The sequence below is a fragment of the Tahibacter harae genome, from assembly GCF_024437735.1.
Lineage (GTDB): Bacteria > Pseudomonadota > Gammaproteobacteria > Xanthomonadales > Rhodanobacteraceae > Tahibacter > Tahibacter harae.
In genome coordinates, this window is the sequence record NZ_JANFQO010000010.1 from 109,620 (window position 1) to 121,459 (window position 11,840).

10 protein-coding genes are annotated in these 11,840 nt (G+C 69.9%); 7 read left to right on the forward strand and 3 right to left on the reverse strand.

Annotation, left to right across the window (positions count from 1 at the left end; all coding sequences use genetic code 11):
• Nucleotides 1-59 precede the first annotated feature (59 nt).
• Together NM961_RS12460 and NM961_RS12465 are read right to left on the reverse strand one after the other, a co-directional pair.
• Nucleotides 60-1,001 carry a M23 family metallopeptidase gene (locus NM961_RS12460; protein ID WP_255914713.1) on the reverse strand — a complete coding sequence of 314 codons (942 nt, stop codon included), beginning with the start codon at nucleotides 999-1,001 and terminating at the stop codon, nucleotides 60-62.
• A gap of 54 nt (nucleotides 1,002-1,055) precedes the next feature.
• Nucleotides 1,056-1,748 carry a hypothetical protein gene (locus tag NM961_RS12465; protein WP_255914714.1) on the reverse strand — a complete coding sequence of 231 codons (693 nt, stop codon included), beginning with the start codon at nucleotides 1,746-1,748 and terminating at the stop codon, nucleotides 1,056-1,058.
• Nucleotides 1,749-1,963: 215 nt separating this feature from the next.
• Here NM961_RS12465 and NM961_RS12470 point away from each other — a divergent pair, with 215 nt between their 5' ends.
• From NM961_RS12470 to NM961_RS12480, 3 genes are all read left to right on the forward strand, one after another.
• A complete protein-coding gene (locus NM961_RS12470) occupies nucleotides 1,964-2,968 on the forward strand; it encodes a ligase-associated DNA damage response exonuclease (protein WP_255914715.1) in 1,005 nt (334 codons plus the stop codon).
• A complete protein-coding gene (locus NM961_RS12475; RefSeq protein WP_255914716.1) occupies nucleotides 2,968-4,569 on the forward strand; it encodes an ATP-dependent DNA ligase in 1,602 nt (533 codons plus the stop codon). Before NM961_RS12470 ends, NM961_RS12475 begins: the two co-directional genes overlap by 1 nt.
• 161 nt (nucleotides 4,570-4,730) lie before the next feature.
• Nucleotides 4,731-6,914, forward strand: a complete 2,184-nt coding sequence (locus NM961_RS12480; RefSeq protein WP_255914717.1) for a fibronectin type III domain-containing protein — start codon at nucleotides 4,731-4,733, stop codon at nucleotides 6,912-6,914.
• 96 nt (nucleotides 6,915-7,010) lie between these two features.
• Here the strand turns inward: NM961_RS12480 and NM961_RS12485 are convergent, their stop codons facing one another.
• The gene (locus NM961_RS12485; protein WP_255914718.1) at nucleotides 7,011-7,910 is read right to left on the reverse strand and encodes a hypothetical protein; all 900 of its coding nucleotides are present in this window, start codon (nucleotides 7,908-7,910) and stop codon (nucleotides 7,011-7,013) included.
• 349 nt (nucleotides 7,911-8,259) lie between these two features.
• Here NM961_RS12485 and NM961_RS12490 point away from each other — a divergent pair, with 349 nt between their 5' ends.
• The 4 genes from NM961_RS12490 (at nucleotide 8,260) to NM961_RS12505 (ending at nucleotide 11,683) form a co-directional block, all read left to right on the forward strand.
• The gene (locus NM961_RS12490) at nucleotides 8,260-8,652 is read left to right on the forward strand and encodes a hypothetical protein (RefSeq protein WP_255914719.1); all 393 of its coding nucleotides are present in this window, start codon (nucleotides 8,260-8,262) and stop codon (nucleotides 8,650-8,652) included.
• Nucleotides 8,653-8,696: 44 nt separating this feature from the next.
• Nucleotides 8,697-9,518: a DNA-formamidopyrimidine glycosylase family protein gene (locus NM961_RS12495; RefSeq protein WP_255914720.1), complete on the forward strand. Its 822-nt coding sequence runs from the start codon at nucleotides 8,697-8,699 to the stop codon at nucleotides 9,516-9,518.
• Between the two features lie 277 nt (nucleotides 9,519-9,795).
• On the forward strand, nucleotides 9,796-10,737 hold the full coding sequence (locus tag NM961_RS12500) for a hypothetical protein (protein ID WP_255914721.1): 942 nt from the start codon (nucleotides 9,796-9,798) through the stop codon (nucleotides 10,735-10,737).
• Between the two features lie 466 nt (nucleotides 10,738-11,203).
• A complete protein-coding gene (locus NM961_RS12505) occupies nucleotides 11,204-11,683 on the forward strand; it encodes a VOC family protein (protein ID WP_255914722.1) in 480 nt (159 codons plus the stop codon).
• Nucleotides 11,684-11,840 lie beyond the last annotated feature (157 nt).

The following is an 11,840-nucleotide window of genomic DNA, read 5'->3' on the forward strand; positions in this document are numbered from 1 at the left end:
GGCGCAAGTCGCCGGGTGTGGTGATGGCGGCCTGCGGCGTTTCCGCTGGCCGCTGCCGCTCAGCCCTCGTCATCCAGCGGTGCATCCGATTCATCCGGCTCCCTGCCTTCGGCGGCGCGGATCTTTTCTTCCGCCTCGCCATGCGTATCGCTGACGCTGGGCAGCGTCGACGGCGCTTCCAGCAGCAGCGCCGGGTCGATGCGCTTGCCCAGCCAGCGCAGGCCCAGATGCAGATGCGGGCCGGTTGCACGGCCGGTGGCGCCGATCTTGCCGATGGGCTGGCCGCGCTTGACCTCATCGCCGGCGGCGACGTCCAGCGATTTCAGATGGAAGTTCATGCTGACCAGGCCGCCGCCGTGGTCGATATAGACGGCGTTGCCAGTGAAGAAATGATCCGCCGCCAGCACCACGCGCCCATCGGCCACTGCACGTACCGCATTGCCGTCGCCCACCGGATAGTCGCGCCCGCTGTGCACGCTGGCGTGTTTGCCGTTGAAGAGCCGCCGGCTGCCGAAATCGTCCTCGCTGCGCGGCAGGCTCTGCGCCGGCTTGCCCAGCGGCAGGGTGAAGCGCGGCGCGCTGTCGGAGCCCGCCAGCACCTTGCGCACCGCGGCGCTTTCGCGGCTGGCGCGGGCGCGGTCCTCGGCGGAAACCTCGACATAGCGATTGAGTTCCGCCGGAAGCTCCATTTCCACTTCGGGAAACCTGGCATCTTCCACCACCAGCGTGCCCAGATGCTGGCGGCCCTCGCCGTCCCACAGCGCGATCTCGTAGCGGCCCGGCCGCGCGCGGATATCCACCGGGTAGTAGCAGCTGCCGGCAATGGCCGCGTAGCGTTTGCCGTAGATGCCGCAGGTCCTGGCCTGCAACCCGTCCCAGCGCGCCACGCCGCCCTGCGGCGCGGTGACCAGCGACGCGGCGGCCCGCGCCGGCGGCTCGGCCATGGACAGGACCGCGACAAAGGCAAACAGCGGCAATGCGGTATTGCGACTGACAGACATGGCACTCTCCCCTCGCTGGAAATCCTGCAACGTCGAAACCGGCTCCGCCGCGCCTCAGCGGCTGTCCCAGGCCAGCGCGGTGCCGCCGCCCTCCGCGCCGGCCGCGGCGCTGTGCGGCGCGTCGGCCAGCCACGCCGCCGGCGCCAGAGTCAGCCAATAGCAGCCGTGGTCGCGGGTCACGCCGAAACTGCGCTCATTGCTGCGCAGCGCGTCGCGCCGCTGATCGAGCGAGGTGATGACCAGGGCGTATTCGTGGTCGGAAGCTGCTGCGGGCCTGCGGCCGGCCGCGAACGCCGCCGCATCGTCCTGCGGCAGGTCCGGCACTCCGGGCCGCTGCAGCAGCTGCACATCGGCGAAACCCGAGCGGATCACCTGCAGCAAGCCACGCACATCGCCGCGCACGCCGCCGCTGGACCTGCCGCGCCACAGCGCATAGCCCGACAGGCGCACGCCGTTGCGCGCATGGATCGCCGCCTGCACCTGCGCGGCCAGCGCCTGCGGCGAACGCGCGCAGAATGCCGCCGCCGGGCTGCGCGCCGCCGTGCGCGGTGCCGTGGGCGGCGCGGCCTGCAAGCCGGCATCGCGCGGCCGCGCCGCCGCCGGCAGCCCCGGACACTGCTGGGTAAACATAGGCTCGCCGTAGGCGCCGACGCAGCGCGCGAGGTTCGCCGCCGCGGCGCCGCCCGCGCACGCGGCATACAGCACAGCGGCAGCAAGCACGCTTCTGACGATGACGCGCAGATCCATGGCGGCGCAGTGCTCCGGCGGAAACTGCCGGGAGATCCGCAAAGCCGATGCCAGCCGGAAACCGCGCCGCGGCGCGCTTCGGCACGGTCAGGTCCGTGCAGTCTGCCGGACGGCGCGATGCCGGGAAGCGCAAATCGCAAGATCGCGGACCGGGTTCACAGCGGTCTCACCGGCCGCATGTTCTGGTGGCCGCATCCTTAGCCCGGAACGCCGCCGTGCCCGCCGACGCCGACGACCTGGTCATCGCCACTCCCGCCGGCCTGTATTGCCCCGCCGGCGATTTCCATGTCGATCCGTGGCAGCCGGTGGCCCGCGCGGTCATCACGCATGGACACGGCGACCACGCGCGGCCGGGCATGGGCTGCTACTACACCAGCGCGGCAGGCCTGCCCATCCTGCAATGGCGGCTGGGGGCGCAGGACTACCGCGCGTTCGACTACGGCGAACCGTTCGCGCTGGGGCGCACGCGGGTATCGCTGCATCCGGCCGGGCATGTGCTGGGATCGGCCCAGGTGCGCATCGAGTGCGGCGGCACGGTCTGGGTGGTTTCGGGCGACTACAAGCGCCAGCCCGATCCGACCTGCGCGCCGTTCGCACCGCAGAGCTGCGATGTGTTCGTCACCGAAGCCACTTTCGCCCTGCCCGTCTACCGCTGGCCGGAGACGGCCGCGGTGGCGCGCGACATCGTCGCCTGGCGCGAGGAATGCGCCGCGCGCGGCGAGGCGGCCGTGCTGTTCTGCTATGCCCTGGGCAAGGCGCAGCGGCTGCTGGCGGAGCTGCGCGCGCATACGGACCAGCCGGCGCTGCTGCATGGCGCCATCGCTGCGGGTGTGGAGGTCTATCGCGCGGCCGGTGTGGAGCTGCTTCCGACCGGGACCGTGGCCGAACAGGCCCCGCGCGGCGGCGGTTACGCCGGCGCGCTGGTACTGGCGCCCCCCTCGGCCGCGGGCAGCCCGTGGATGCGCCGCTTCCGCCGCGTGCAGACGGCATTCGCCTCGGGCTGGATGCAGGTGCGCGGCAACCGGCGCCGGCGGCATGTGGAGCGCGGCTTCGTCGTATCCGATCACGCCGACTGGCCAGCCCTGCTGCAGAGCATCGAGCAGAGCCGCGCCCGGCGCATCATCGTCACCCACGGCGCCGGCGACGCGCTGGTGCGCCTGCTCGGCGAACGCGGCCTCGCAGCCGGCACCTTCGACACACGCTTCGGCAGCGAAGACTGATGCGCCGCTTCGTCGCCCTCTACCGCCGTCTCGACCGCAGCACGGCAACGTCCGACAAGCGCGCCGCGCTGGTGGACTATTTCCGCACCGCGCCGCCGGCCGATGCGGCCTGGGCGCTGTGGCTGCTGGCCGGCGGCAAGATCGGCGGCGCCGGGGCGCGCATCGCCGGCAGCGGCGAGCTGCTGGCCTGGATCGGCGAAGTCGCGAATCTGCCCGCGTGGCTGGTCGAGGAATGCCGCGCGCACGTGGGCGACCTCGCCGAAACCCTGTCCCTGCTGCTGGACGATCCCGCCGCCCACGACGACACGCCGCTGCATGTGTGGATCGAGGACCGCCTGCTCGCCGTGGCCGGCCAGGATGCGGCGGCGCGGCGCGAACTCGTGACCGGCGCCTGGGCCGTGCTGGACAGTGAACAACGCCTGGTTTTCAACAAATTGCTCACCGGCTCCCTGCGCGTCGGCGTATCGCAGCGGCTGGTGCAGCAGGCGCTGGCCGAACTCGGCGGCATCGACATTGCGCTGATCGCCCAGCGCATGCTTGGCGCCTGGCAGCCCGGGCCGGGTTTCCTCGCCCAGTTGCTGTCGCCGCAGCAAACCGCCGCGGACCGCGCCCAGCCCTATCCGTTCTTCCTGGCTTCGCCGCTGGAAGCGCCGGCCGGGACGCTGGGCGACATCGGCGACTGGCTGCTGGAATGGAAATGGGACGGCATACGCCTGCAGCTGATCCGCCGCGGCGCGGAGATCGCGCTGTGGTCGCGCGGCGAGGAACGCCTGGACGGCCGCTTTCCGGAAATCGAGGCAGCAGCGCGGCAATTGCCGCACGGCTGCGTGATCGACGGCGAACTGCTGGCCTGGCCGGCCGAAGCCGCGCAGCCGCTGCCGTTCACCGCACTGCAGACCCGCATACAGCGGCGCAAGCCCGGCCCCAAGGTGCTGGCCCAGGCGCCGGCGCGGGTGCTGGCCTACGACCTGCTCGAATGCGAAGGCGAAGACTGGCGCGCGCGTCCGCTGCACCAGCGGCGCGACGCGCTGCAGCAGATTCTCGCCGCCTGCGCCGACCCGCGCCTGCAGCTGTCGCCGGCAGTGGCGGCTGCCGACTGGAGCCAGGCCGCCGCACTGCGCGACAGCGCACGCGAACGCGGCGTCGAGGGCCTGATGCTGAAGCGGCGCAGCTCGCCCTACCAGGCCGGCCGCCGCCGCGGCGCCTGGTGGAAGTGGAAGCTGGATCCGCTCAGCGTCGATGCCGTACTGCTCTACGCCCAGTCCGGCAGCGGCCGCCGCAGCACCTTGTATACCGACTACACCTTCGGCCTGTGGCGGGACGATGCGCTGGTGCCGGTGGCCAAGGCGTATTCCGGCTTGTCGGATGCGGAAATCCTCGAACTCGACCGCTGGATCCGCGCCCATACCACCGAGCGCTATGGCCCGGTGCGCGCAGTGCAGCCGCTGCAGGTGTTCGAGCTGGGCTTCGAAGTGGTCAATCGTTCCAGCCGGCACAAGTCCGGCATCGCCGTGCGCTTTCCGCGCGTCCTGCGCTGGCGCCGGGACAAGACCGCGGCCGAGGCGGACCGGCTGGAGACCTTGCAGGCGCTGGCGCGCTAGCGGCGGCGGCCTGCGCCGCGCCCGCCTGCCATCCCGCGGCACGCCGGCGCAGCGGCACGGCCCAGGCAAGTGCGCAGTCCGTGACAGTCGGCCCCTCGCGAAAACGCTAAAGGCGCCATGCCGGAACCTGCCGGCAGCCAGCTCCCAGCGAGGAAACCGCCATGTCCCTGCCTGTCCGTCCGCGCGCGCAGCGCGCCCTCGCTGCCGCGCTGCTGAGCGTATGCGCCAGCTCGGCGTGCGCGGCGCCGTTCATCTATGTCGCGAACAACCTGACCGACGATATTTCCGTGTTCGACGCCGCCACGCGCCTGCTGGTGGCGACGGTGCCGGTCGGCGACCAGCCGTTCCCCGTCACCATCACCCCGGACGGCGGCCGCGCCCTGGTCGGCAACCGCGGCAGCGGCACGGTCAGCGTGATCGAGACCGCCGGCAACAGCGTGGTCGCGACAGTCACTGTCGGCCAGGGCCCCTACGGCATCGCGGTCAATCCGGCCGGTACGCGGGCCTATGTGGCCAACGTGGACAGCAACGATGTCAGCGTCATCGACCTCGCCGATTACAGCATCGTCGCCACCATCGCCACGCCGGATGCCTCCTTCGTCGCCGTCAATCCCGCCGGCACCCGCGCCTATGTCAGCAACGGCGCAGCCAATTCGATCAGCGTGATCGACACGGCCAGCAACAGCGTCGTCAACACGATTGCCGATGTCGGCATCAGCCCCTGGGCCATCGTGTTCAGCCCCGACGGCAGCCGCGCCTACGTGACCAATTTTTCCGGCGCCAACGTCTCGGTGATAGACACTGCCAGCGACAACGTGCTCACGCGCTGGCCCGTGGGCAACAGCCCGGTCGGCATTGCGCTCAACGGCGACGGCTCGCGCCTGTACACGGCCAACAGCGCCTCGGATACGGTCTCCATCGTCGATACCACGATGGGCTTCCCGCTCAACAATCTGCCGGTGGGCCACCGGCCGTTCGGCGTCGCCGCCGATCCGGACGGGCGCATGCTCTACGCGCTGAATGCGGGCAACTTCGGCAATCCCGGTTCCATCAGCGTGTTCGACGGCGCCGCGAACGTGGTGGTCGCGACCCTGCCGACCGCGGTGTTCTCCGGCGGCGTGACCAACTTTGTCACGCCGTATACGCCGCCGGGCACTCCCACCCATATCAGCGTCATGCCGGGCGACCGGCGCGTGACCTTGAGCTTCAATCCGCCCTTCTCCGACGGCGGCCGGCCCATCACCGGCTATACCGCCACCTGCGGCGCGCAGAGCGGCAATGCGCCGGTCCCGCCCGTGGTCGTGACCGGGCTGACCAACGGTATCGCCGTCACCTGCCAGCTCTACGCCAGCAACGACCGCGGCAATGGCACGCCTTCACCGCCGTATCTGGTGACGCCGGCGGCGGTGCCCGGCGCACCGACGATCACCGATGTTGCTGCCGGCAATGCCAGCGTGACGGTCGCCTTCGATACGCCGGCAAGCAACGGCGGCGCCGCGATCACCGGCTACACCGCGAACTGCGGTGCCGGCAGCAGGACCGGCCCGGCATCGCCGCTCACCGTAGAAGGCCTGCCCAACGGCCAGGCCGTGCAGTGCAGCGTGTACGCGAGCAATGCCAGCGGCAACGGCCCCGCTTCGGCGCCGTCCGCCGCAGTGACGCCCATGACCGTACCCGCCGCGCCGGTTATTGCCGCCGCCGTGCGTGGCGACGGCACGGTAAGCCTGTATTTCGATCCGCCGGATGCCGGCGGCGGCGATATCAGCGGCTATCACGCCTATTGCCAGCCCGGCGACCTGATGCTGGTCGGCATACAGCCGCCGCTGGTGGTGGAAGGCCTGGACGACAACAGCGTGTACAGCTGCACGGTCAGCGCCTACAACCAGGTCGGCATCGGTGCGGCATCCGCGCCCGTGCTGGTGCAGCCGCGGCCGGCGACGGATCTCGCCGTCAGCGTCAGCAACGAGGTCGACTTCATCCGCGGCGGCAGCAACATCGTCTACCACATTGCCGTAGCCAACCAGAGCACCACCGGCGTGACTGGCGCGCGCATCACGGACAGCACCGCAGCCGACGTGGGCGCGCTGCAATGGACCTGCGCCGGCAGCGGCGGTGCGCAATGCCCGGCCAGCGGCACCGGCGATATCGACTTCAACGCCGACCTGCCCGCCGGCAGCAGCCTGCTGATCGCGCTGAGCGTGAACGTGCCGGCGCTGCCGGAAAGCGCGCTGACCAATACGGCGACAGTCAGCGTACCGCCCAGCTGGCGCGATACCGACAGCAGCAACGATACGGCCAGCGACGGCCCGGATGTGCGCGGGATCTTCCGCGGCGGGTTCGACTGAGCCGCTGCCCGGCGTCCAGGCGGGCGACGGGCAGCGGCTGGCCCGGGCGCTGGAGAAACTGGCGGGCGGCCCGGCCTGACCTTGGTGCACCGGGCGTCATTCCGGCGCGCGCTCCGCTCCGGGCGCAAACACCGCTTCGGCCAGCTGCCGCAGACGGATGCGCTTGCCCACGCTGCGGCAGAAATAGCTGATTTCCAGTTCGCGCTCCTGCCGCAGCAGGACATGGCGTTCGGGCTCCGGTGCGCCCGGCTGGTGAATCGTCTCCTCGATCACCAGGGTCATTTTCTGCGTATGGCCCTGCCCCGCTTTTTCTATCCTGTGCGCGGTCACGTAGAAGCCCAGCGTCGCCTTGACCCCGGTCACGCGCCTGACCACGCCGTCGACGACGCGGAAGTTTTCCGACGTCTCCACCGCGCTGCGGAACGGCGAATCCGGCGTGACGCGGGGCTGGAACAGGCGCTGGTTGCCGGCCATGTACAGCAGCGCGTAGGGAAGATTCGAGGTGCTGACCTCGCGGTAGAACTGGCCTTGCTGCTGGCGGAAGGCCTCCAGGATCTTGCTGAATTCGCTGTCGGACAGGCGCAGGCCGAGGAAGCGTTCGGCCTGCCATTGCACCAGGTCGGCGAATTCCACCAGATGCGCGATGATGGCCTGTGCCGAGGCGGACGGCCGGGTCTTGCTCTTGCCGCCGAAACTCTTCGGATTGGCCAGCGTGCAGGCTTCGTATTCGGCGGCGTCGTAGTCGGCTATGCCGGCGACGGACGTGGAAGCATGCCGGGCGTAGAGCGGCATGGCGCGGCCGGCCGCATCGACTTTCCGGTCCGAATCGAGATTGATGATATGCAACGGGTTGTCGCACTCGGGACAGACGGCGTAGTGCCTGGGGCCGTTGTTGTTCTGGTACCACGGCCATTTCTTGCCAGTCGCGTCGTGGAATTTTTCGGCGGTCAGCTGCAGGGGCGGCTCGCGGCCCTGGCGCAATTTGAAAATATCCACTGATTGATTCCGTGGTCCGGTCCGGGATCTGCGTCTGCGCGGCATCTTAGCAGGCATGGAACAGCCCGCCGGGCGCAGTTTCGCCGCGGCGCGGCGCGCATGCCGGCACGGGCATATCCGCCGCAACCGGGCAGGGTTTCGGTCGTTGCCCATGCCGTGCAGCCCGCCAGCGCATTTTGCAATTGGGCGACCGCGACATCGTGCACTGGCGTCGCCGCGACAACGCGCTGCGGCGGCACACACCGCCGGCTGCGCTGGCACGGCCTGTGCGGGAATTCCGGCATGAGCCCGCAGCAGTCCGCCACGCAAGCGCCGCACCGCAGCGCCGCCAAACCCCAGGAGATACGCCATGCCCCGCCTGTCTGCCATCGCCCTGCTCGCTGCACTGGCCGGGCTGGCCGCCTGCCAGCCCGAGCAGCCGAACGATATGCCGCGGTCCCGCTCGCCGCTGGCCAGCGACAACACTCCGAGCAAGGCTGAACCGCCGCAGTCGCCCGCGCCGTCCAATGACAATCCCAATCCCCAGGGCCAGGTCGGTCTGGTACCGCGGGCGCCGCCGGTGAACGAATCCCGCGACAGCGATCCGGCCGACAATTCGCGCAACCCACCGCAGCAGCAGCGCGAAGATGCGCTGGCCGCCTGCCGCCGCCAGCCGACGGAACAGCAGGAAGCCTGCCGCCAGCGCGTGGAACAGGCGCTCACTACCAGCAATTCCCGGAACGCGGACGAGCAGCAGCGATGAGCGGCGCAAGCACCGCGGCGCGCGGCTGAAAGGCGCAAACGCCCATGCCGGAAGGCCCCTCCATCGTCATCCTGCGCGAGGAGGCCGCGCATCTGGCCGGCATGCGCATCACCCATGTCTCGGGCAATGCGCGCATTGACCTCGGACGGCTGCAAGGACGCACCATCGTCGCCCTGCGCTCCTGGGGCAAGCATTTCCTGATCGAACTGGACGGCTTCAGTGTGCGCGTGCACTTCCTGCTGTTCGGCAGCTACCGCATCGACGAGCGCCGCGACAATATGAAGCCGCGCCTGAGCCTGCGCGGCGCCGCCGGCGAGCTGAATCTGTATGCCTGTTCGGTGCGGCTGATCGAAGAACCGCTGGACCAGGTCTACGACTGGCGCGTCGATATTCTTTCCGAGCGCTGGGACGCCGCCCTGGCACGGCGCAAGCTCGCCGCGCAGCCGGCGCTGCTGGCCTGCGACGCCGTGCTGGACCAGGACATTTTCGCCGGCGCCGGCAACATCATCAAAAACGAGGTGCTGTTCCGCATCCGCCTGCACCCGCTGTCGCAGCTGGGCGCGATGCCGGCGCGGCGGCGTGCCGAGCTGGTGCGCGCGGTGCGCGACTACGCCTTCGATTTCCTGGCCTGGAAGAAGGCCTATGTGCTCAGGAAACACTGGCAGGTGCATGCGCAGCGCCGTTGTCCGCGCTGCCAAATACCGCTCAGCTTGGCCGTGCTGGGCAGGACGCGGCGGCGTTCGTTCTTCTGTGCGCAGTGCCAGGTGCTTTATGCGGATTCTTCACACGATGCGCCACCAGACGCGGCACAGCCGCGGTCCGCAGCCGTGCGGCGGAACCGGTCTGCGCCGCGCCAATCGTCCTGAGCGTGCGAAGCACAGACGGCGCCGCTGACGCGCTGCACAGAGTGCGATACGCAATCGCACGCCTGCAGGCACTATCGCGGCGGCAGCGCAGAGCACCCGCTCCGTACCTGCGGAGCATGCGAGAAACCGGCTGCCGATACGGCGAATCAGGCGACTTGCACGCCCGCCACGCAACAAATGCCGCTACGCAAGCCAAACCGGCACAGGCATGGAATATGCCCTGCTCTGCGCAACGGGCTGGACGCGGTGTCCGGCTCGATTGTGCTGGGGAGACATCATGGAACGAAGCTACAGCTCTGCACCGCTCGCCGTCGAAGCAGCTGCCGCCGTCACGGCCGCGCCGCTTTCCGCCGTGTCCTGGGGCGCCGTACTCGCCGGCGCCGCAGGCGCGGCCTCGCTGTCGCTGGTGCTCGCGTTTCTCGGCGTGGGCCTGGGCATGTCCAGCATCTCGCCCTGGGCCGGCAGCGGCGCCAGTGCCGAGGCCCTGGGCGTGGGATCCATCCTGTGGATCACGCTGACGCAGATTGCCGCGGCAGCCGTAGGCGGCTATCTGGCGGGACGGCTGCGCACGCGCTGGCGCAGCACTCACGGCGACGAAGTCTTTTTCCGCGATACCGCGCATGGCTTTCTCGCCTGGTCGGTGGCGACCCTGGCCACGGCGGCCTTGTTTGTCTCGGCTATTGGCGGCATCGCCGGCGCGGGCCTCAAGGCCGGCGGCGCGGCCCTCGGCGGTGCAGCAGGCGCGATGGGCGGCGCTGCGACCGCCATGGCCGCCGATGCAACAAACGGCACCGATCCCACCCGCGACTATCTGCTGGATACCCTGTTCCGCCCCGGCGCCGCTGCACCCGCCGCTGTGCCCATGGACGGCAGCACAGCGGCGGCGCCTGACAGCGGCGCAATGCGCCGCAACGGCGAGGCCGCGCGCATCTTCGCCAACGCCGCGCGCAACGGCGCCCTCAGCGCCGAAGACACGCGCCATCTCGGCCAGCTGATCGCCGAACGCACCGGACTCAGCGCCGCGGAAGGCGAGCAGCGCGTGCGCGATGCCTACGCAGCCTGGGAAAAGACCAAGGCTTCGGCCAAGGAAGCCGCGGACAAGGCGCGCAAGGCGGCTGCCTACGCCGCGCTGTGGCTGTTCATCGCGCTGCTGGGCGGCGCCTTCTTCGCCAGCTATTTCGCCACCTGGGGCGGCCGCCGCCGCGATGTGGTGGACTGAAACGGCGTAAATCGCCGCCTATTTTTCAACGAGTGGAGAAAGCCAATGCGATCCATCCTGCTGCTACTGCTGGGCGTGCCGCTGCCCATCGTCATCCTGATCGCGCTGTTCGTGCGCTGATCCGCGCCGCCGGCCGGGCCCGCCATCCTGCGGGCCCCGCCGGCACCGTTTCGGCAACAAGCCGGCATCTGCACACGGCTGCGCCGTCATCGGACACGGCTCTGCGCGCCGCGTGGCTGTTGCGCCACCGGCGCAACTCGCACCAGCGCTGATTTCCGCGAGTACCGCATAGCCACGCTTCTCGGTCCGGCCGGCCGCCGCAATACTCCAGCCCGCACACACTCCGCGCTTACAACCCGCGCGCTAGATTGCAGTGTCCCTGGCGACCCGCAGGACTGCCCCCGGGCTTGCGCCGCAACGGTCTCGGCTGTGCGCGCGTATCCGTCTCAGCTACAGGAGCCTCCCCATGGTGAACAAGAACACGATCTGTCTCTGGTACGACAACGACGCCCTGGACGCCGCCACCTTCTACGCCAGCCTCTTCCCGGACAGCGCCGTGGGCGCGGTGCACCGCGCGCCGGGCGACTATCCTTCGGGCAAGCAAGGCGATGTGCTCACCGTCGAGTTCACCGTGCTGGGCATTCCCTGTATCGGGCTGAACGGCGGCCCGGTGTTCAAGCACAGCGAGGCGTTCTCGTTCCAGATCGCCACCGAGGATCAGGCCGAGACCGACCGGCTGTGGAACGCCATCGTCGGCAACGGCGGCCGCGAGAGCGAATGCGGCTGGTGCAAGGACAAATGGGGACTGTCCTGGCAGATCACGCCGCGGGTGCTGATCGAGGCCATCGCCAATCCGGACCCGGCCGCGGCCAAGCGCGCCTTCGACGCCATGATGACCATGCGCAAGATCGATATCGCCACGATCGAGGCGGCGCTGCGCGGCTGAGCGTCCGGCCGGATGCGGCGGCCGGCTCCGGCATGGCCGCACCGGCCGCCGGTGCGATGCGATCCATCGTCGCTTCGCCATCGGCGCAGCGGCAGCCAGCGGCATGTCTACAAAACCATTTTGCAGCCTTGTCCCTGGCACGGGCGCAGCACAACGA

Excerpts from the sequence above, each read along its gene's own strand:
- NM961_RS12480 (WP_255914717.1), top strand. The coding sequence starts at position 4,731 with ATGTCCCTGCCTGTCCGTCCGCGCGCGCAGCGCGCCCTCGCTGCCGCG.
- NM961_RS12465 (WP_255914714.1), bottom strand. The coding sequence starts at position 1,748 with ATGGATCTGCGCGTCATCGTCAGAAGCGTGCTTGCTGCCGCTGTGCTG.
- NM961_RS12500 (WP_255914721.1), top strand. The coding sequence starts at position 9,796 with ATGGAACGAAGCTACAGCTCTGCACCGCTCGCCGTCGAAGCAGCTGCC.
- NM961_RS12495 (WP_255914720.1), top strand. The coding sequence starts at position 8,697 with ATGCCGGAAGGCCCCTCCATCGTCATCCTGCGCGAGGAGGCCGCGCAT.
- NM961_RS12460 (WP_255914713.1), bottom strand. The coding sequence starts at position 1,001 with ATGTCTGTCAGTCGCAATACCGCATTGCCGCTGTTTGCCTTTGTCGCG.
- NM961_RS12475 (WP_255914716.1), top strand. The coding sequence starts at position 2,968 with ATGCGCCGCTTCGTCGCCCTCTACCGCCGTCTCGACCGCAGCACGGCA.
- NM961_RS12505 (WP_255914722.1), top strand. The coding sequence starts at position 11,204 with ATGGTGAACAAGAACACGATCTGTCTCTGGTACGACAACGACGCCCTG.
- NM961_RS12490 (WP_255914719.1), top strand. The coding sequence starts at position 8,260 with ATGCCCCGCCTGTCTGCCATCGCCCTGCTCGCTGCACTGGCCGGGCTG.